Below are 21,589 nucleotides of genomic sequence, written 5' to 3'. Positions count from 1 at the left end.
TGGCATCGACAGCACAGACACTCACCGAAGAACCGGCCCCGAACGTATCGCCATCGGTATCCGCATAGAAAGGGAACGAAGCGTGTTTCGTGTTGTCGGCATCGTTGCAATCGGTGTTGTCCGTCACGTAACCTGCAGGCGCACCTGTACAGCTCGATTGGGAAACTGCGGTGTTACCGAAGGTGTCTCCGTCGGCATCGGCGTAGTAGGTAACTGAAGCTGGCGATACCAGAACGACAGTATTATTAGATGAAACAGTTACAGATGAAGAAGTGACATCGGTACGTTGAACAGAAGTAACAGTCAATGTCTGTCCGTTATTTCCTGCAGTCAGTGCCAAAGTGAAACTTGCATTTCCGCTTGAATCAGGAGTAAGGCTTGCTGTTTGGTTTCCGCCTGTTCCAATATGGTAGGTAAGCAATGTAGTGGAAGGATACAATAATCCGGTTACATTGAATGTAGCTGTTCCACCAGCGCAAACTCCGGCAGCCTGGGTGATACCTCCAAAAGTGGCAACAGGTGCTGCAGTTGTAGTGGCGGTAATCGTATTTGAGTTACCAGATGTACTGTTGGCAGAAACGGCACGGACACGGTAGTAGTAATTTGTACTGGCTGAAAGTCCGGATACAGTTTGGGATGTTCCGTTAACGGTAAGATTTGTATATGACGGAAGTAGGGTTGTCGGACTTGAGGCGGTAATGATTATGTCGTCAATTCGACTTGTTCCCGTTCCTGCTACAGCAGCTCCACCCACAGCAGTATTCGACGTCATAATCCATTGGATAAATACCGAGGCCTGATTGTTACAAGCTGCTGGAAGCGTTACATCGGCACTTCCGGTTACAACGTTGTTTGCCACGGTAATTTCACCGCCTGGTACGTCTGTATAAGTACCTGAAGCTCCTAATTTATATTGCAACTTGAAATCTTTTGGACCGGTGTTCGAAGATTGCTGTACAGAATTCAGGTGAATGTTTGAAACGCCTGTGGTGTTGACTTCCACTTGCCAATATTTACTGCCAGATCCGCTTGTCCAGCCAGATGTAGATGCTGACTGGGTAGTTACACCTGCACTACTGTAAACGATTGTTCCGGCATTAGTAGTAATTTGTTTTGAGGTGTTTAATGTTGTCGCGGTAGATGGCGTGTCGGGGCCAGATGTTGTAGGGAAGGTCCATTCTGCAAGAGATCCCGAAAAACCAGTGCTGAAACTGCTATCGGTAGCAACATCCAATCTGTATGAAGTCGCTCCACCTGTAACATTCCAATTAGCCACAAAAGAAGAAGTAGTTGGGGATGTTGCAGCTGTTGCAACCGGTGTTTGGATAGCAGAAGTAAGGAATGACTGCTGTTGGGTTGCGTAATGCGTGCCTGATCCATCGATTGCATATGCTTTATAATAATATGTGGTATTAGGAGCAAGTGTTGTCAGTGAAGTTGAGAAAACACCTGATGCAGCGTTTGAAGAACCCGCATTCGTTCCAGCTCCGTTTGCAAATCCGTTGGTTGTGCTGTATTCAAATCCGTAAGAAGTGACTGCGGTACATGCAGCGGTGAAGTTTCCGTTGAGAGTCGCTCCTGTAGAAGTAGCAGCAGATGCAGCCGTCGTATTGACCGTAGCTGCAGTATTCACTCCGGCCCCAGTCACGCCCACAAGGAAAGATGAAGGTAATCCGCCACCGCTAATTGAGATATCTCCACTATATGATTGTACGGCAACGGGTGAAAATTTAACCCAAACCGTTGTGTTCGTGAAGGAGTTTCCAGTGTATGGAATACCTAGGGTGGATGTGTAAGTTCCGGTTTCTGTAAGTGAATACGAATATCCGGACAAAGCATTTACAGTAACTGCAGCTCCATTAAGGTTTGCGCCGCTGATTGCAAAATTATGAGTTGAGGTAGCAGCTGTACAGACGTTTCCAAATGCTGTAATGTCTGTAACCAAAGTTATATTCGGCGATGTTTGCGCCATTGTCGTTCCTGAAGCCGAAGCTCCGAATGCTGTTTCAGTAGCGGCACCATTTCTGGCCTTCACATGAAAAGTGTAGGTTGTATTTGAGTTAAGACCTGTTACGGTAACTGTAGACCATGCCGAAGCAGTTTGCCACACAGCCGTTGCGCCTAGTGAACCGTTTGCCTGGACATATTGCCCGCCAGTTTCCTGAATGGCATACTCGGCTGCCCCGGAATTTCCGTTAGCCGTGCCGCTTGGTATGGAAACATCCAAAGTAAAAATTCCTGCATTATTGACAACCGGAGCATTCGGAACAGCTGCGAGAGTATAGAATGTCAGATTGCTTCCGTTCGTGACGGTTGAACTGACAGTTCCAACGGCTCTGAAGTTGTAAAATGTTGCTGGAACCAATGAAGATAAATCGGCATATGGAGTGGCTGCGGCAGTACCTGAAGAAGGCGTTCCAGTCGCGGTTGATCCATAAGAAGCGGTTGTACCATAATCAAAAGACCATGAAGTCGTAGTTCCATAACCATTGACAGAAGAATTCAATCTCGCGCTGGTTGTGGTAACGCTGGTTGCAGCCGTCGTAGTCACAAGCGGACCTGCGGGCAATGCTGCTTCTATCCAGGTGTTTGCTATACGGATACCGTCAACGATGATTCTTTGGGCAGAGCTATATTGCCTCAAAAAAACAGCGCCAGCAGCATTGGTATTGGCTGCCTCTGTAAAAGTAGACGAAGGTGTGGTTGGTTCCGACGAGACAAAGCTGTTCAACACAAATAGGCTTGTTACTTTTGTCGCCAAATCAAATTTAAGAACTACTAGTGTAGGAACTCCCGGAGTTATAGCTACATACGATGAGGGTGCATTTGTGCCGACATTAATTCCATTTCCGGCAGCGTTTACCCATAAGCGAGAAAAATAGGTTGTGTTTCCTAAAGATGAAGAAAGCCCCATAAAATAACCTGCAGTGGTTGATGCGGTTATTTGTATTACGCTGGAAACGTAAACAACACCGGAAGTTTGAGATGTGAAAGCCTTGTTTACATCTTGCCCATCATTATCCAGATTAGCCGCACCTCCTGCCACAGCACCGCCATAGCCTGAAAAACTTAATCCAGTGGTTGCATCGATAGCCTGAGTGGTTCCACCGCTAAGGACGGTCCATCCATTTGCGGTCAGCAATTGGCCCGTGGCGTAATTGAAATCATCTGTGAGCAATACTTGTCCATTTGAGGACATACCTGCGAACAGAATTGCCAAGAAGAGGAAAAATCTCATCTTTTGAAATCGTAACTGTTTTTTCATTTATAAAATTTTTGAAAAATTGAGGGAGCTAAGATAATGCAGTAACTAGGTATTATCCGATATGCCTGATTATCTTTTTGTTAACCCTTGAGATTTCTGAATTATGATATTTTTAAGAAATCCGGCTATTCTCAACAAAATCCACAATGATTTTTCTTAAACAATCAAATAACTGTCAAAAACATAATTACAGTTAGAAATAAATTTTATCAACATTCATTAAATCAGTGGGAAATTATTGCTCTAATCCAATGTGGTTTGCTGTAAATTTCGCCATGCAAAAACTTTTATGCCCTATCGTCTTTGGTCTTTTGACGATTCTTTTGTCTGGTTGTTCCGATGAAAACGCCAATGCAAATTCAACGGATACCTTCGTTCGTGCCGCTGATCTTTCTTTTCTTCCCGAAATCGAACAATCTGAAACCATATACTATGATAACGGACAGCCCAAAGATGCCATACAGATTCTTCATGACCACGGATGTAATACAATTCGGTTGCGATTGTGGAAGAATCCGCCCGCCGGACATTCCGGAATGGCCGAAGTCAAACAAATGGCAATGCGGGCAAGGGTTTTGGGAATGCAGGTCTGGCTCAGTGTGCATTTTAGCGATACGTGGGCCGATCCGGGCCAGCAGATGATTCCACAAGAGTGGCAGGTATTGGATTTCGATGGATTGAAAGCCGAAGTTTCTGGTTATACCTCAGAAATTATCCAACAAATACATCCCGATATTTTCCAGATTGGCAACGAAACCAACGACGGATTTTTATGGCCAATGGGTCAGTTATCACAGAATCCGCTTCAATGCCATGAACTGTTTTCTGCTGTGAGTGCCTCGATCCGCGCACAATCTCCGCAGACAAAAATCATGATTCATTACGCCGGGACTTCCGGAGCTGTGGAATTTTTCGATTCATTCGAAGATATCGATTACGACAGTGCCGGACTATCGTATTATCCGGTTTGGCATGGCACCGATCTGGATGAATTATCTTCGGTTATGGCCCTGATCCAGAATCATACGGGAAAAGAAATCCTCATTGCAGAAACTGCTTATCCGTTTACCTTAGGTTATGATGACTGGACAAACAACATAGTAGGTCTCGAATCACAACTGGTTCCCGGATATCCGGCGACTCCCAACGGGCAAAAGCAATTTCTCCAAAGTATAAGAAATCTGGTCGAATGGAACCCGAATGGTAATGGCTTTTGTTACTGGGGTGGTGAATGGGTTGCTTTCCGCGGGCCTGAATCCACGAGCGGTTCACCGTATGAAAACCAGGCGTTGTTTGACTTTGACCACAACGGGCTTTCTGTCCTGGATGTTTTCGAAAGATGAAATCAAATTTGTAGAAATAGCGTATTACAAATTTTAACACCCGAGGCTTTAGCCGAACTGAGCATAGCTAAAAAGTACATTTTTTATGTATCAAGGTTGCCGGAAATTTTTTTAGGGACTACACCGGCCCCTTCCCTGAAGGTAAGTTCTGAATTTTTTTAATGCGGGACATACAGTAAAAATGTACATTTTGTTAAATCATTGCAGTTGCGCTGCTTTTCACCACCGACCACCCGAGCCTGATGATGCCAATGCCAAAAACGGGTTGGAGCTAAAGATTATCCAATTATAGTTGTTATTTTAATTGATTTGGCTCGGTTCGCCTCAGGCTCGCGTTGAACAGGCTGCAGGATCCAGCTTCTAACAATTATTAATTATTAATTGTTAATTATTCATTTTACTTTTGCGACAAATTTGAATCAAAATGTACAGAAGCCATACCTGCGGTGAACTCAATGCCGCACATATCAATTCAGAAGTCACGCTTGCCGGATGGGTGCAGAAATCACGTGCTAAAGGTTTTATGACCTGGGTCGATCTACGCGACCGATACGGCATTACGCAGCTCATTTTTGATTCGGAACGAACAGATGCTACAGTGTTTGAAAAGGCCAATACGTTAGGACGCGAATTCGTGATCCAGGTGAGAGGCCGTGTCATTGAGCGTGAGTCGAAAAATCCGAATATGGCGACTGGTGACATTGAAATATTGGTGTCTGAACTGACTGTTTTGAATGCCGCACTGACGCCTCCGTTCACCATTGAAGACAATACCGATGGTGGTGAGGATATCCGCATGAAATACCGCTACATCGACATCCGACGCAATCCGGTAAAGGAAAGTTTGATCTTCCGTCACAAGGTTTCCATGGCCGTACGGAATTACCTGTCTGAAAAAGGATTCTGTGAAATCGAGACCCCATATTTGATCAAGTCGACTCCGGAAGGTGCGCGTGATTTCGTGGTGCCTTCACGCATGAATCCTGGACAGTTTTACGCCCTGCCTCAATCGCCTCAAACATTCAAGCAATTGCTGATGGTTGGCGGAATGGACAAATATTTCCAGATTGTGAAATGCTTCCGTGACGAGGATTTGCGTGCCGACAGACAGCCTGAATTCACCCAGATCGACTGCGAAATGGCGTTTGTGGAACAGGAAGATATATTGGACACTTTTGAAGGTTTGACGCGCCATCTGCTCAAAGAGATCAAAGGAATCGAAGTGGATAAATTCCCACGCATGACGTATGATCACGCGATGAAAACATACGGAAATGACAAACCCGACATTCGTTTCGGGATGGAATTCGGGGAATTGAATTCTGTTGCCCAGCATAAAGATTTTGGTGTTTTCAATTTGGCCGAACTCGTGGTTGGAATTGCGGCTCCGGGTTGTGGCGAAATGACACGTAAGGAAATAGATGCGTTGATCGAATGGGTCAAACGTCCGCAGATTGGGGCATCAGGAATGATTTACGTGAAATGCAATGAAGACGAAACGTTCAAATCGTCTGTAGATAAATTTTTCGATCAGGAAGATCTTAAGAAATGGTCCGAAGTTACAGGAGCAAAAGCCGGCGATATGATTTTTGTATTGTCTGGCAAAGCCGATAAGGTCCGTGCGCAACTGTCAGCTCTAAGGATGGAACTGGCTACACGTCTCGGGCTAAGGAAACCGGAAGAATTCGCCCCGCTATGGGTTGTAGACTTTCCATTGCTCGAATTTGATGAAGAAAGCGGCAGATACCATGCGATGCACCATCCGTTTACGTCTCCTAAACCGGAAGATATGGCGTTGCTGGAAACAGATCCCGGAAAAGTCAGGGCAAACGCCTACGATATGGTTTTGAACGGGAATGAGATTGGCGGGGGATCAATCCGTATCCACGATAAAGAAACACAGGCGTTGATGTTCAAATATCTCGGTTTCACTGAAGAAGAAGCCCGGAACCAGTTTGGGTTTTTGATGGATGCGTTCCAGTTTGGTGCTCCACCTCATGGCGGATTGGCTTTTGGATTAGACAGGTTGACGGCTATTCTGGGCGGACAGGAAACCATTCGTGATTTCATCGCCTTTCCTAAAAACAACTCAGGAAGAGACGTGATGATCGATGCGCCTTCTATAATTCATGACGAGCAATTGAAGGAGTTGAACATACGTTTGGAAACTGCAAAATAAGGCGCACAAAACAACGGTGAGGCTGATTTTTCTGATTTCTGAAAAGTTAGCAGTATTCTCAGGTTTTGAACGAGTTAGACTGTTTATATTGTAAAATCTGAATATTATTTTCAATAATCCGATAATTATTGGCTTTATTTTAACGTAGCCAAAAAACGTAAGGGATAATAATTTACATTTGTAAATCAATAACCTTTTTATCAGAATTATGCGTACAGGTACAGTGAAATTTTTTATTGAATCCAAGGGATTTGGATTCATCACCGATGATGAAACCGGAAAGGACATCTTCGTTCATGCAACAGGCCTTAAAGGGGACCAGCTTCGTGAAGGCGACAAGGTAAATTATGAGGAAGAAGAAGGCCGCAAAGGAAAAGTTGCAGCTCAGGTATCGTTAATAAAATAATTACTTAAATAGCTTACTTTCACAAAAGACAGAGCGCTTCCGGTTGGAGGCGCTTTTTTGTTTGCTGCAGTTTTGATAATTGGAGATTTGTTTTGGTTGATTTCGGTTGTAAATAAAGGTTTGGCTTTTTGGTCGGAATTCCGGAATTGTTTATCATGGACTTTGCATGTTTTATAAAACCGGCAAGGTCTCTGGTGAGGTTCTGTTGAAATGGACCCCAATCTTATTTATAATCAATAAAAATTAGGTCGCCGTTACTCCAGCCGCCCGCGTTTCCTTTGTTTTTTCACATTTCCCAAGCTATTTTTGTACTTCCTGATAAACTATCTTATCCTATGGAGACAAACCAAATCGATTATATCCCAATCGCCATGCAAATGTTGCTGGCTGTCGGCTTCGTTGTACTCACAATAATTGGCTCTTCTTTTTTGGGGCCTAGCCGAAAATCAATGAACAAGGACAAGAGTTTTGAGTGCGGAATCGAATCCATCGGCAACGCGCGGATTCCTTTTTCCGTAAAATATTTTCTGGTTGCCATACTTTTCGTTTTGTTCGATGTCGAGGTGATTTTTATGTATCCATGGGCCACGAACTTCCGCGAAATGGGTGTTGAAGGACTCGTGAAGATGGCTATCTTTATGACGCTCCTCATTATTGGCTTTGTTTACGTGATCCGTAAGAAAGGCCTTGAGTGGGAATAAGTTGTTTGGGAACAGATGATGATTGATGAAGTTGAAATCCCGAATGTTTGCTAAAGACTGAAAAAATGAACGATTCTTCTAAAAAAATAAATACAGCCGATGCACCTGAAGGTTATTCAGGGGAAGGCTTTTTTGCCACAAAGCTCGATTCGGTAGTCGGCCTGGCGCGTGCCAATTCACTTTGGCCGTTGCCGTTTGCCACTTCTTGCTGCGGAATTGAATTCATGGCGACCATGGCTTCGCATTACGATGTAGCCCGTTTCGGATCAGAACGCATGAGTTTTTCCCCTCGTCAGGCAGACATGCTTCTCGTAATGGGAACAATTGCCAAGAAAATGGCCCCGATCTTACGTCAGGTTTACGAACAAATGGCCGAACCGCGTTGGGTCATTTCGGTAGGTGCCTGTGCATGTTCCGGTGGAATTTTCGACACGTATTCGGTTTTACAAGGCATTGATAAAGTCATTCCGGTTGACGTGTACGTTCCGGGTTGTCCGCCGCGCCCGGAGCAGATCCTCGACGGAATCCTAAGACTGCAGGATTTGGTCAAGACCGAATCGGTACGTCGCAGAAGTTCACCTGAATATCAGGAATTGCTGGCATCTTATAACATTACCTAATCCGTATTTATGGCATTAGATCAACATACGCTGATTGAAAAAGTGTCCGATAAATTCGGAACCACGGTCAGCGACTTCATAAAAATCCATGACATCCTGACTTTTGAGGTCGAAGCTGATTCGATTCTTGAAGTGATGGCATTTTTGAGAGACGATACAACGCTCCGGTTCAATTTCCTTACAGATTTGTGCGGTATGCATTTTCCGGATGCCGAAAAAAGCCGGCAATTCTCTGTGGTCTATCACATGCACAACTGGGTTGACAATGTCAGGATCCGCATCAAATGTTACCTTGATGGTGACGCTCCGGAAATTGACAGCGTCACATCGTTGTTCCTGAGCTCAAACTGGCAGGAACGCGAAACCTACGATTTTTATGGCATCATATTCAAAGGACATCCGCAGTTGAAAAGAATCCTGAACATGGATGAAATGGTTTCGTTCCCAATGCGAAAAGAATTCCCGATGGAAGATGGCGGACGTACCGATAAAGACGACCGTTTCTTCGGAAGACAAACTGATAATTACAAAAACTGATGGCAGACGATCTTCTATTACCACCGGAACAACGATTCGACGCCGTAATAAAGCAGAACCAGAACGAGGACGGAAGCGAGCTTTCGATACTGAACCTCGGTCCGACGCACCCGGCTACACACGGAATTTTCCAGAATATCCTGCTGATGGATGGCGAACGTATCATGGATGGCGAAGGAACTGTCGGATATATCCACCGCGCGTTTGAAAAGATTGCCGAAAACCGTCCGTTTTACCAGATTACGCCACTTACCGACCGTATGAATTATTGTTCGTCACCAATCAATAACATGGGTTGGTGGATGACGGTCGAAAAAGCCCTGAACATAGAAGTTCCAAAACGCGTCCAATATATGCGCGTCATCATCATGGAACTGGCACGTATTGCCGACCACATCATCTGCAACTCGGTTTTGGGTGTCGATACAGGCGCATTGACCGGATTTTTATATGTGTTCCAATACCGAGAAAAAATATACGAGATCTACGAGGAAATCTGTGGTGCTCGCTTGACGACAAACATGGGACGTATTGGAGGTTTTGAAAGAGACTGGAGCCCGGAAGTCTTCAAGCGCATCAATGATTTCCTTGAGGAATTCCCGAAAATCTGGAGCGAATTCGAGAACCTGCTCGTGCGCAACCGGATTTTTATGGACAGGACAATCGATGTCGGCCCGATATCGGCAGAAAAAGCGATAAGCTACGGCTTCACAGGCCCGAACCTGCGTGCTGCCGGAATCGATTACGACGTTCGTGTCATGAGCCCGTATTCCTCTTATGAAGATTTTGAATTCGATATTCCGGTGGGAAAATCAGGTGATACCTATGACCGTTTCTGTGTCCGTAACGCGGAGGTCTGGGAATCGCTCAAAATTATAAAACAGGCCATGGAAAAAATGCCGGAAGGCCCATACCACGCCGATGTACCTGATTATTATCTGCCTCCAAAAGAAGATGTCTACCACAACATGGAAGCACTAATCTACCACTTCAAGATCGTAATGGGCGAAGTTCCCGTTCCGGTTACCGAAGTCTATCACGCGGTAGAAGGAGGAAACGGGGAATTAGGATTTTATCTGACTACAGACGGCAGCCGCACGCCATACAGGTTGCATTTCCGCCGTCCGTGCTTTATATATTACCAGGCTTTCAACGACATGGTTCGCGGACAGATGCTTTCTGACGCCATCGCAACCCTGTCAAGCCTTAATGTAATCGCTGGCGAATTAGACGCCTAACGCTTATGGACAGAACACATCGCATACATCAGGATATCAACATGACGCCGGAACTCATGGCCACGATCAATGAGTTGCTGAGTCATTATCCCGAAGATAAACCCAAATCAGCGCTCCTGCCTATTCTTCACGAAGTACAGGATGCCCACGACAACTGGCTTTCTGTGGAACTCATGGACAAGGTTGCCGAAATCATCGGAATCAGGCCTATCGAGGTTTATGAAGTCGTGTCTTTTTACACCATGTTCAACCAGCGTCCTATCGGGAAATTCATGTTCGAATTCTGCCAGACTTCCTGCTGTGCGACGCGTGGCGTGGAAGACCTGATGGATTATACCTGCTCAAAACTCGGTGTCGGCATTGGCGAACCGACGGCTGATGGGCTTTTCGAAGTGCGTGGGGTCGAGTGTCTCGGTGCTTGTGGATATGCTCCTATGATGCAATTGGGCGACACGTTCAAAGAACACCTGACTAAAGAAAAAATCGACCAGCTCATCGACGACTGCAAGGCTGGTAAAGTAGAACTCCATTATAAAGTCAATCATGGGTAAGCAGCTACTTCTCGATAAGATCAACGTTCCGGGCATCCGGACTTACGAGGTTTACCGCAAAGAAGGCGGATACGCTTCTGTAGAAAAAGCGCTCAAGACCATGACACCTGACGATATCGTCAACGAAGTCAAGACTTCCGGGCTCAAAGGCCGTGGAGGCGCAGGTTTCCCAATGGGTATGAAATGGAGCTTCATCGACAAAAAATCAGGCAAACCGCGCCACTTGGTGTGCAACGCCGACGAATCGGAACCGGGAACTTTCAAAGACCGTTTCCTAATGGAATACATCCCGCATTTGCTGATTGAAGGCATGATCGTTTCGAGTTTCGCACTTGAGGCACATCGTTCCTACATCTACATCCGCGGCGAATATATGTGGGTTTATAAGATTTTGCAGAATGCCATCAAGGAAGCTTATGCGGCTGGCTGGCTGGGGAAAAATATCCTTGGAACCGGTTATGACCTGGAACTCAACGTTCATGTTGGTGGAGGCGCTTACATTTGCGGGGAAGAAACCGCGCTGATCGAATCACTCGAAGGCAAACGTGGCAATCCGCGTATCAAGCCACCATTTCCTGCAATCTCAGGATTGTGGCAGAACCCGACGGTGGTCAACAATGTGGAATCTATTTCCGCCGTGCCGTGGATGATTTTGAACGGAGGTGCCGAATATGCAAAGATTGGAACTGAAAAATCTACGGGTACAAAACTCATTTCAGCATCGGGTCATATCAAAAAACCAGGCGTTTATGAAATCGAACTCGGCATTTCTGTAGACGAATTCATCAACTCCGATGAATATTGCGGCGGTATGCTCAACGAGCGTCCGCTTAAAGCATTGGTCCCGGGTGGATCTTCGGTGCCGATTCTGCCGGCCCATCTTATCTATAAAACAGCTAACGGAGAAGACCGAATGATGTCTTACGAATCCATGAGCGACGGTGGTTTTGCGAGTGGTTCCATGATTGGTTCCGGCGGATTCATCGTATACAACGATACAACCTGCGTCGTTCGCAACACGTGGAATTTTTCACGTTTCTACCATCACGAAAGCTGCGGACAATGTTCGCCTTGCCGTGAAGGAACAGGCTGGCTTGAAAAAGTATTGCACAGAATTGAAACCGGCCACGGACGCGAAGAAGACATCGATTTGCTTTGGAGCATACAAGCCCGGATAGAAGGAAATACCATTTGTCCGTTAGGAGATGCGGCGGCCTGGCCTGTTGCGGCAGCCATCCGTCATTTCCGCGACGAATTCGAATACCATGTGCGTTTCCCGGAGAAGATCAAAAACCGCGATCATTTTGTTGAGGAACCATTTGAAAAAGTCAAACATCTGTTGGCAAAAGCCACCGTTTAGACAGAACAATTATGAAAGTAACCATTGATGGTCAAAGCATAGACGTCGAACCAGGAACCACGATCCTGCAGGCGGCGCGCATGATTGGAGGCGAAAGCGTTCCTCCGGCCATGTGCTATTACTCGAAACTCAAAGGAAGCGGCGGAAAATGCCGTTGTTGCCTGGTGGAAGTTTCAAAAGGAAGTGAAGCCGATCCGCGCCCGATGCCAAAACTGATGGCGTCCTGCGTTACAGGCGTCATGGACGGAATGGAAGTCAACAGCATCTCAAGCGAAAGAGTGACCGATGCACGTAAATCGGTGACTGAATTTTTGCTGATAAATCACCCGCTCGATTGCCCGGTTTGTGATCAGGCGGGCGAATGTGATTTGCAGAACCTGAGCTTCAAACACGGAAAATCGCAAACGCGTTACATTGAGGAAAAACGGACGTTCGAACCCGAAGATATCGGCCCGAACATCCAATTGCACATGAACCGTTGCATTTTGTGCTATCGTTGTGTGATGGTTGCCGATCAGTTGACTGACGGACGTGTACACGGCGTTCTCGACAGAGGCGATCATTCGAATATCTCGACCTGCATCTCCAAAGCGATCGACAATGAATTCTCAGGAAACATGATCGACGTATGTCCTGTCGGTGCGTTAACCGATAAGACGTTCCGGTTCAAATCGCGCGTCTGGTTCAACAAGCCTTACAACGCACATCGCAATTGCGATAAATGCTGTGGAAAGACCACCGTTTGGATGTTCGGAAACGAGATCCAGCGTGTCACCGGACGCAAAGATGTATATCACGAAGTCGAGGAATTCATCTGTAACGAATGTCGTTTCGATCACAAGGATGTGAACGACTGGGTTATCGAAGGGCCTCGTAAATTCGAGAAGGATTCGGTTATCAACGCCAACAATTACACCCGTAACATTGCGCCGGTTGTGATCGAGACCGAAGAAAAAATATTGCTCGGACGCGAAGAAGACCGCAAGAAAATTTCGATGGCTTCACGACCGTTGCGACCTGAGGAAACAGAAATCTTTAAAGAAGGAAACGTATAATGGATCAGGCGATTATCTTAGAAAAGTCTATTTTCATTTTCACCATCTTCGCGATAACGATGCTGGCGGCAATGTATTCCACGTGGGCCGAACGCAAAGTAGCGGCCTGGCTCCAGGATCGTATCGGGCCGAACCGCGCAGGGCCATTAGGCCTTTTACAACCGCTGGCCGATGGTATGAAACTGTTCTCGAAAGAAGAATTCCTTCCGAATACACCGAATAAATTCCTTTTCGTCGCCGGACCTGCCATTTCGATGAGCGTTGCTTTGATGACTAGCGCCGTAATTCCTTGGGGCGACAAATTGATCATTGGCGGACGGACCGTGATTTTACAGGCGACCGATATCAATATTGGAGTCTTGTACGTTTTTGGGGTTTTGTCTGTCGGAGTTTATGGAATCATGATCGGCGGATGGGCGAGCAACAACAAGTTCTCCCTGATGAGTGCCATGCGTGCCGCTTCCCAGATGATTTCCTATGAAGTTGCCATGGGAATGTCGCTGATCGCTTTATTGATGATGTCGGGCGATTTGAGCCTAAAGACTATTAGCGAACAACAGGCAGAATGGCATTGGAACGTGTTATACCAACCACTAGGTTTCATCATTTTTCTGGTATGTTCATTCGCCGAAACCAACCGTACACCATTTGACCTTGCCGAGTGCGAGGCCGAATTGATTGGCGGTTATCACACTGAATATTCATCGATGCGAATGGGCTTTTACCTGTTTGCTGAATATGCGAGTATGTTCATTTCCTCGACCATTCTGGCAGTGCTTTATTTCGGGGCTTACAATTATCCCGGAATGGCCTGGGCTGTTGAGCATTGGGGCGTGAATGCCGCAAATGGAATTGGAATAGCCGTTTTGTTCATTAAAATATGTGCGTTCATCTTTTTCTTTATGTGGGTGAGATGGACAATCCCGAGATTCCGTTACGACCAATTGATGCGTTTGGGCTGGCAAGGCCTGATTCCGTTGGCGATAGCGAATATCTTTATTACAGGGGTCATTATTTTGTGGCACGACGGAAAGTTGTTTTAAGCCGATTGCCCTAGCCCGGATAGCAGCGGCATCCTTTTGTGAAGCTTTGTTAGCGAACAAAAGATTGCCTCACAAAGGAAAAATTGTTTAAAGGTGTTCGGCCAGTTCGCTGCGCTCGGGTGGAGCGGATAGCCGGAAACAGCTCCTAAAAAATAAAAAATCGCCTTGGCGAATAAATAATAAATTGATGTCAGTACAGACAATGTCCCTTTCGGGGCGCAAAAAAGAGGTTTCAAACAAAAAGATGACTTTTTGGGAGAGCCTGTATCTGGTGGCGATCGTGAAGGGTCTTTTCATTACGATCGGACACTTGTTTACACGTAAGGTCACGGTAAAATATCCGGAAGAAGTGCGTACGCGTGCCGGAATCTGGCGCGGCCAACACATGCTCAAGCGCGATGAACAAGGTCGTGAAAATTGTACGGCCTGTGGGCTTTGTGCGTTGTCGTGTCCGGCCGAAGCCATCACGATGACGGCTGCCGAACGCAAACCGGACGAAAAACATTTATATCGAGAAGAAAAATACGCATCGGTCTATGAGATTAATATGCTGCGTTGTATTTTCTGCGGATTGTGTGAAGAAGCTTGTCCGAAAGACGCCATTTACCTTACCGAATCCAAAGTGTTGGTTCCGGCGAGTTACGACCGCGAAGACTTTATCTTCGGCAAAGACAAATTGGTCATGCCGCTCGAAATGGCTATGGCTAACGCTAAAAACAGACAGAACTGATGAGTACGGTATTGATTATTTTCTTTATTCTGTCGGCCGTTACACTGGCGACCGCTTTCCTTACCGTGTTTACCAAAAACCCAATCCACAGTGCGATTTATTTGGTACTTTGCTTTTTTTCGGTTGCCGGCCATTATTTGCTTTTCAACGCTCAGTTTTTGGCTGTTGTCCACGTGATCGTGTATTCCGGGGCTATCATGATTTTGTTCCTGTTTACGGTCATGCTCATGAACCTGAACAAAGAAGATGAAGTCCACAAACCGCGTACGACAAGGCTAGCCGCGGGAATCATTTTCATCCTGACGTGTTTGGTTTTACTGGCGATTTTCATCCAGACCAAACCGATTGTCGGGCCTTATGACGATACAGGAGTCGATTACCAATCCATTAAAGTACTGGGCAATGTATTGCTCAATGAATATATGGTTCCGTTTGAATTCGCATCGGTATTGTTGCTGGTGGGAATGATTGGGGCCGTACTATTGTCCAAACGCGAAAAAACCGAGAAGAAATAATGGGGAATGTTCTAAACCAGATCGGGATCGAGAATTATATTTTCCTTTGCGTGATTTTGTTCAGCATTGGGGTTTTCGGGGTGTTGTACCGGCGCAATGCGATCATCGTTTTCATGTCGATTGAAATCATGCTCAATGCCGTCAACCTGTTGTTCGTCGCTTTCTCAACGTATCACCAGGACGCACAAGGACAGGTGTTCGTATTTTTCTCAATGGCCGTTGCCGCTGCTGAAGTTGCAGTCGGGCTCGCAATACTCGTGTCGATTTTCAGGAACCTGAATTCGATCGACATCGACAACCTAAAAAATCTGAAAGGATAGCATGGATCAAACTTACATTTTACTTTTACTCTTGGCGCCACTGGCCGGTTTTATACTGAATGTTTTCTTCGGGAAAAAAGCAGGGCATAACGGCGCGGGATATCTGGCTACTTTTGCGGTTTTTATTTCGTTTTGTGTGACGCTGATGTATTTTCTTCAGATCAATAAAACGGCTACTCCGGTACAGGTCAATCTTTTTGAATGGTTCAGCTTCGGCAAAGTCACGGTCAATATGGGCATTCTGCTCGACCAGCTTTCGTTGTTGTGGCTTATGTTCGTTACCGGAATCGGGACGTTGATCCACCTGTATTCGGTGTCTTATATGCACGATGATGAGAACCGTCATAAGTTCTTTGCTTACCTGAACCTTTTTATCTTTTTCATGTTGCTGCTCGTCACAGGAGACAATTTGCTCGTGATGTTCATCGGATGGGAAGGTGTCGGATTGTGTTCTTACCTGTTAATTGGGTTCTGGTATAAAAACCAGGATTATAACGATGCGGCAAAGAAAGCGTTCATAATGAACCGTATTGGTGACCTCGGGTTTCTTATTGGGATGTTTATAATTGCTTATCTGACAAAAACGCTTGATTATGCTCAGATTCCAGACGCAATTAAATTTAAGCTTTCGCTTTTGCAGGAACCTCAACAGATGAAATTTATATCAGCATTATCAATAGCTGCACTTGCGTTATTTATTGGTGCCTGCGGAAAAAGTGCCCAGATTCCATTGTACACCTGGCTTCCGGATGCCATGGCTGGCCCGACTCCGGTTTCTGCATTGATACATGCGGCGACTATGGTGACAGCCGGTATTTTCATGGTGACACGGATGCATTTCCTTTTCGACCTTGCCCCGAATGTCCAGAATGTAATTGCGATAGTCGGAGCCGTCACTTCGATTGTTGCGGCGACTATCGGGCTTGTCCAGAATGACATCAAAAAAGTACTCGCGTATTCAACGGTTTCCCAGTTGGGACTCATGTTTTTGGCTTTGGGACTTGGCGCTTATGAAGTTGCTGTTTTCCATGTGATTACACACGCATTCTTTAAAGCCTGTTTGTTCCTTGGCTCCGGTTCTGTCATCCACGCATTGCATGGGGAACAGGACATGAGAAAAATGGGTGCCTTGAAAAAATGGATGCCGATAACCTATATCACATTCCTTATTTCATCTCTTGCCATTTCAGGAATTCCGCCATTTTCCGGTTTCTTCTCCAAAGATGAAATCCTGATGACAGCTTTCCATGAAAATAAAGTATTGTATGTAATCGGATCTGTTGCGTCCATCATGACAGCTTTTTATATGTTCCGATTGTTGTACCTGACATTCTTTAAGGATTTCCGCGGAACAGAAGAGCAAAAGCATCACCTTCACGAAAGCCCGGCTTTGATCACATTTCCATTGATAGTTCTCGCTATTCTTGCAGCTATCGGCGGATTGATTAGTTTTCCGGGTGCGAGTTGGCTCAATCAGTATCTGGCTCCGGTTCTAGGCGCTAAAGAACACGGTGAGCATCATCTTGGAACGACCGAATACGCATTGATGGCTGTTGCGGTAATTGGCGGATTGATCGGAATCGGGATCGCATACGCCAAATACCTCAAAAAAGGAGAAGTTCCGCCAGCCGACGAAGAAATGACAGGCTTGCACAAAGTTCTCTACCATAAATATTACATCGATGAGGCTTATGAATTCCTGTTTGTAAAACCAATCAACGCACTTTCGACATTTTTCCGCGATACGCTTGAAACGGCTTTATCCGGATTTGTATATGGTTTCGGAAAAGTCACCAATGCCATTGGCGACCAGGGAAGATTGCTCCAAAACGGAAGCGTCGGTCGTTACCTTTTCTTTTTCGTGATGGGAATGGTGGCCATCGTATCGTATTTGTTCTATAATAAAATTGTCTGACAGAATGGATGTAAGTATTGTCCTGATACTATTATTTGCCGGCGCATTGCTCAGCTTTTTGAGCGGAGATAAATGGGCTTCCAAAACCGCGTTGCTGACTTCGGTTGTCGCTTTGGGCGCTTCGTGGTTGGTTTTGTGCAAACACAACGCAAAAGAAGTTGTCGGCGTAAGTTATCTGTGGAGCCAAAAACCGAATATACATGTTGCTTTGAGCGGTGACGGATTGTCTCTTGCCATGCTGATGCTGACTACCGCATTACTGCCACTTATCATATTGTCTACGTTCGGAAGGAATATCCAGAATGCCAAATCGTTCTATTCGCTCATTATGTTCATGGGATTTGCGATGGCCGGAACTTTTCTCGCCCTTGACGGATTCGTGTATTACATTTTCTGGGAATTGGCACTTATACCAATTTATTTCATTGCATTACTTTGGGGAAGCGGGGAACACAAAGACCGTCAGCGGGCCGTTGTCAAATTCTTTATTTACACGTTTGCCGGTTCTCTTTTCATGCTGGCTGCTTTTGCGTATTTGTATACCAAGGCCGGTTCTTTTATGTGGACCGATCTTGCAAAATTAGACTTATCCAAAACGGAACAAATCTGGATTTTCCTGGCTTTCTTTGCGGCGTACGCCATTAAGATTCCATTGATTCCTTTCCATACGTGGCAGGCTGCCGTTTATGAAAAAGCACCGACTGCGGGAACCATGTTGCTGTCAGGCATCATGCTTAAAATGGGGCTTTACAGTATTCTGCGTTGGCAATTGCCGATTGCTCCTTTGGCGGCAAAATCATTCATGGTTATCTTTATCTGGTTCGGATTGGCTGGCGTTCTTTACGGATCTGTCGTGGCTTTGCGTCAGAAGAACCTCAAAAAATTACTTGCCTATTCCTCATTGGCCCACGTCGGATTGATTGCGGCCGGTGCTTACACCTTGAATAAAGACGGTCTTAGTGGTGCCGTATTGCAAATGATTTCGCACGGATTCGCCATCGTCGGATTGTTCCTTGCTGCAGATATCATAATCGACAGGCTCCAAACCCGTGAAATATCAGAAATGGGAGGCATACGTTCACAGGCGCCAAAATTCACCTCGATGTTTATGATTATGGTATTGGCATCCGTAGCCTTGCCTACCACATTCAACTTTGTCGGGGAATTTACCGTGTTGTATTCGTTGTTCTTCAAGAAAGTATGGTTTGCCATAATTGGAGGACTGACCATCATACTCGGGGCTTACTATATGCTTAAGATGTTCCAGAATGTGATGCTGGGGGAAACGAATAAAAAGCCATTCCGCGATGTTTCCTGGTCAGAAGGATTGACTTTTTCAATCATAATCGCAGTTACATTTTTCTTCGGTTTATATCCGAAACCCATAAACGACCTGATTGCACCGAGCATTCACCAAATCATGTTTTTAATACACTCTGGACCTAGACTTCTATAAATGAATACATTACTTATCATAACGGGATTAGGTGTATTGTGCCTGTTGCTTGAAATTCTCAACTTCCGCAAAGGCATCGTGCCATTTACGGTTGTCGGACTGCTGGTTGCCCTGGGCGTGACCATGAATGATTACGGATTGCAGAAAGGTTTTTACGGCAACATGATTGTCGTCAATAATTTCTCTGTGGCTTTTTCGTCCATTTTCATTGTCCTGGCCATTCTGCTTATTTCAATGTCCGATGATTTCTATCGACGCGAACACGCCAAGATTTCAGATTTTGTCGCCATAAAAGTCTTTATGCTCGCCGGAGCTGTCGCCATGGTGTCTTTCGGAAACCTGTCGATGTTTTTCCTCGGGATCGAAGTGCTTTCCATTTCGCTGTATATCCTGGCTGCCAGTAACCGCATGAACGTCCGCAGCAATGAAGCCGGGATGAAATATTTCCTGTTGGGTTCATTTGCTTCAGGTATTATCCTCTTTGGGATCTGCCTGATTTACGGAGCCATGGGAACTTTCGATATCGCTGAGATTTCAGAACTTTCGAGTTCCGCGGAATTACCGGATTGGTTCTTTATCGGAATCGTATTATTGACTATCGGAATGCTGTTCAAGATCGCTGCCGTTCCGTTCCATTTCTGGGCGCCCGATGTCTATGAAGGTTCACCTGCACTGACGACTTCCATCATGAGTACGTTGGCTAAGATTGTCGCTATCGCAACTTTTTACAAACTTCTGACTGGAATGAACGCCCAACTTTCCGTGGCCTATGAATGGGTTTTGCTTTCTGTTTCCATAGCATCCATGACACTCGGGAATATCATGGCTTTGCGTCAGGAAAATGTAAAACGTATGCTCGCTTTTTCCGGAATCGCACATGCGGGTTATATGCTTATGGCGTTCCTTAACCTTGCGAATTCTGCCAGTGTACTTTGGTATTATGCAGCAGCGTATGCCTTGGCCGGTGTTGCAGCGTTTGCCGTTGTATTGAACGTTTGCCGCGACAAACAAGATGAAAATATCTATAACTTCAACGGCTTCGGAAAAAAACATCCGGTAATGGCGGCGTTGCTTACAGGAGCTTTGCTTTCTATGGCCGGAATTCCTGTTTTTGCAGGTTTCTTTGCCAAGTTTGGTTTGTTCATGCACGCCATCAATGCCGGTTATCTGGTTGTTGTAATCGCAGCTGTCATCAACTCGATAATCAGCGTCGGTTATTATTTCAAGCTGATTCTCGCTATGTACACCAAAGATGCGCTTGATCCTGTCGAAAATCCAAAACCGATCTATGTTGTGGTTGCTGCCATTGCTTTATTGCTCAATCTCGCTATGGGCTTGTTCCCGTCGTTGGTAAACAATCTTATTTAAGAAACATCTTTCTGAATATAAACACTCTGGTTCCAGGGTGTTTTTTTTTTGGAGCTGATCCATCGTCCGCTTCAAGTTGCCTTCCGCGCTTTTGCTTTTACAGCCGTTTCACAGGAGCTTCTAAAGTCGCTCTGTGAAACGGGTAAAAACAAAAAGCCCGGTTCGGCAAGGTTTACACTTCCTCCGGGCTAGATGCATATCTGTTGAAACAATAGGGCTGAATTACACCGCAGTGTATCCTCCATCTGAAATAAAATAACTTCCGGTGGTAAACGACGATTTATCGGAACTCAAGAAAACCACTAAATCTGCAATTTCTTCCGGCGTTCCCAATCGGTTCATAGAAGCTTTCGCGGCAATTCCATCCATCGCGGCTTTGTCAAGGTTGGCATCGAGCAATGGCGTTTTGATATATCCCGGGCCAACGGCGTTACATCTAATATTCTTCTGGCCGTATTCCGCAGCGATATTCTTGGTAAGACCTACGACACCGTGTTTGGTCGCCGTGTAAGCCGAAGACATTGGAGCAGCAACCGTTCCGTGGATCGAAGCCATATTCACGATCACGCCTCCGCCTTGCTTGTCCATTTGTTCGAGTTGGTAGCGACAGGCATAAAACACGCCGCTTAGGTTCAATGCGACCACTTTGTCCCAATCTGCCGGCTCTACTTCTCCTGTAAGTGCAGGCTTTCCGCCAATTCCGGCATTGTTGAAAGCCACATCGAGGCGTCCGTATTTTTCAACGATAGCAGCTACAAGGTTTTTGTTATCTTCTGCTTTTGAAGCATCGGCCTTGATGAAAAGAGCCTCGCCTCCTGAATTTTTGATTTCAGAAGCAACTTGTTCTCCGTGTTCTGCGTTGACATCAGATACCACAACTTTGGCACCTTCGCGGGCATAAGCGACTGCAGTGGCTTTACCAATTCCAGATCCACCGCCTGAAACAAAAGCCACCTTATCTTTTAATAATGACATAATTTGAAAATT

General features: G+C 45.7%; 19 protein-coding genes. 17 read left to right on the top strand and 2 right to left on the bottom strand.

The annotated features are described in order from the left end of the window. Positions 1-3,238 (bottom strand): beta strand repeat-containing protein (locus G6047_RS11780; RefSeq protein ID WP_169527813.1); only part of this gene is annotated, 3,238 nt, incomplete at its 3' end. A gap of 302 nt (positions 3,239-3,540) precedes the next feature. Between G6047_RS11780 and G6047_RS11775 the strand changes: the two genes are divergently transcribed. The 17 genes from G6047_RS11775 to G6047_RS11695 all read left to right on the top strand — a co-directional run bounded on the left by G6047_RS11775 (position 3,541) and on the right by G6047_RS11695 (position 20,602). Next, complete coding sequence (locus G6047_RS11775) at positions 3,541-4,608, top strand: glycoside hydrolase family 53 protein (RefSeq protein WP_169527812.1); 1,068 nt, start codon at positions 3,541-3,543, stop codon at positions 4,606-4,608. A gap of 424 nt (positions 4,609-5,032) precedes the next feature. Further along, the gene (gene aspS, locus G6047_RS11770) at positions 5,033-6,787 is read left to right on the top strand and encodes an aspartate--tRNA ligase (protein WP_169527811.1); all 1,755 of its coding nucleotides are present in this window, start codon (positions 5,033-5,035) and stop codon (positions 6,785-6,787) included. A gap of 208 nt (positions 6,788-6,995) precedes the next feature. Then, positions 6,996-7,193, top strand: coding sequence for a cold-shock protein (locus G6047_RS11765; protein WP_169527810.1), 198 nt, complete (start codon positions 6,996-6,998; stop codon positions 7,191-7,193). A gap of 335 nt (positions 7,194-7,528) precedes the next feature. After that, positions 7,529-7,894 carry an NADH-quinone oxidoreductase subunit A gene (locus G6047_RS11760; protein ID WP_169527809.1) on the top strand — a complete coding sequence of 122 codons (366 nt, stop codon included), beginning with the start codon at positions 7,529-7,531 and terminating at the stop codon, positions 7,892-7,894. Positions 7,895-7,959: 65 nt separating this feature from the next. Continuing rightward, the gene (locus G6047_RS11755) at positions 7,960-8,514 is read left to right on the top strand and encodes an NADH-quinone oxidoreductase subunit B (protein WP_169527808.1); all 555 of its coding nucleotides are present in this window, start codon (positions 7,960-7,962) and stop codon (positions 8,512-8,514) included. Positions 8,515-8,523: 9 nt separating this feature from the next. Continuing rightward, positions 8,524-9,051 (top strand): NADH-quinone oxidoreductase subunit C, encoded by a 528-nt coding sequence (locus G6047_RS11750; RefSeq protein WP_169527807.1) that lies wholly within the window; start codon positions 8,524-8,526, stop codon positions 9,049-9,051. Then, positions 9,051-10,289 (top strand): NADH-quinone oxidoreductase subunit D, encoded by a 1,239-nt coding sequence (locus G6047_RS11745; RefSeq protein WP_169527806.1) that lies wholly within the window; start codon positions 9,051-9,053, stop codon positions 10,287-10,289. The genes G6047_RS11750 and G6047_RS11745 overlap by 1 nt, the downstream gene beginning before the upstream one ends. 5 nt (positions 10,290-10,294) lie before the next feature. Next, positions 10,295-10,840, top strand: a complete 546-nt coding sequence (locus G6047_RS11740) for an NADH-quinone oxidoreductase subunit NuoE family protein (protein WP_169527805.1) — start codon at positions 10,295-10,297, stop codon at positions 10,838-10,840. Further along, complete coding sequence (gene nuoF / locus G6047_RS11735) at positions 10,833-12,200, top strand: NADH-quinone oxidoreductase subunit NuoF (RefSeq protein WP_169527804.1); 1,368 nt, start codon at positions 10,833-10,835, stop codon at positions 12,198-12,200. Before G6047_RS11740 ends, nuoF begins: the two co-directional genes overlap by 8 nt. A gap of 11 nt (positions 12,201-12,211) precedes the next feature. Then, entirely contained in the window at positions 12,212-13,255 is a 1,044-nt protein-coding gene (locus G6047_RS11730; protein WP_169527803.1) for a 2Fe-2S iron-sulfur cluster-binding protein, read from the top strand. After that, positions 13,255-14,298, top strand: coding sequence for an NADH-quinone oxidoreductase subunit NuoH (gene nuoH / locus G6047_RS11725; RefSeq protein WP_169527802.1), 1,044 nt, complete (start codon positions 13,255-13,257; stop codon positions 14,296-14,298). The genes G6047_RS11730 and nuoH overlap by 1 nt, the downstream gene beginning before the upstream one ends. Positions 14,299-14,485: 187 nt before the next feature. Beyond that, entirely contained in the window at positions 14,486-15,028 is a 543-nt protein-coding gene (locus G6047_RS11720; RefSeq protein WP_169527801.1) for a NuoI/complex I 23 kDa subunit family protein, read from the top strand. Continuing rightward, positions 15,028-15,543 (top strand): NADH-quinone oxidoreductase subunit J family protein, encoded by a 516-nt coding sequence (locus G6047_RS11715; RefSeq protein WP_169527800.1) that lies wholly within the window; start codon positions 15,028-15,030, stop codon positions 15,541-15,543. The genes G6047_RS11720 and G6047_RS11715 overlap by 1 nt, the downstream gene beginning before the upstream one ends. After that, on the top strand, positions 15,543-15,863 hold the full coding sequence (nuoK, locus tag G6047_RS11710; RefSeq protein ID WP_169527799.1) for an NADH-quinone oxidoreductase subunit NuoK: 321 nt from the start codon (positions 15,543-15,545) through the stop codon (positions 15,861-15,863). Before G6047_RS11715 ends, nuoK begins: the two co-directional genes overlap by 1 nt. Before the next feature lies 1 nt (position 15,864). Beyond that, entirely contained in the window at positions 15,865-17,778 is a 1,914-nt protein-coding gene (gene nuoL, locus G6047_RS11705) for an NADH-quinone oxidoreductase subunit L (protein WP_169527798.1), read from the top strand. A gap of 4 nt (positions 17,779-17,782) precedes the next feature. Beyond that, positions 17,783-19,234, top strand: a complete 1,452-nt coding sequence (locus G6047_RS11700; RefSeq protein WP_169527797.1) for a complex I subunit 4 family protein — start codon at positions 17,783-17,785, stop codon at positions 19,232-19,234. Continuing rightward, on the top strand, positions 19,235-20,602 hold the full coding sequence (locus G6047_RS11695; RefSeq protein WP_169527796.1) for an NADH-quinone oxidoreductase subunit N: 1,368 nt from the start codon (positions 19,235-19,237) through the stop codon (positions 20,600-20,602). A gap of 222 nt (positions 20,603-20,824) precedes the next feature. Here G6047_RS11695 and G6047_RS11690 read toward each other — a convergent pair whose 3' ends face one another. Then, the gene (locus G6047_RS11690; RefSeq protein ID WP_169527795.1) at positions 20,825-21,577 is read right to left on the bottom strand and encodes an SDR family NAD(P)-dependent oxidoreductase; all 753 of its coding nucleotides are present in this window, start codon (positions 21,575-21,577) and stop codon (positions 20,825-20,827) included. Between the last annotated feature and the right edge of the window lie 12 nt (positions 21,578-21,589).

Source organism: Flavobacterium silvaticum, assembly GCF_012911565.1.
In the GTDB taxonomy this organism is placed as follows: Bacteria; Bacteroidota; Bacteroidia; order Flavobacteriales; family Flavobacteriaceae; genus Flavobacterium; species Flavobacterium silvaticum.
This window is presented reverse-complemented; position numbering and strand designations above follow the sequence as displayed.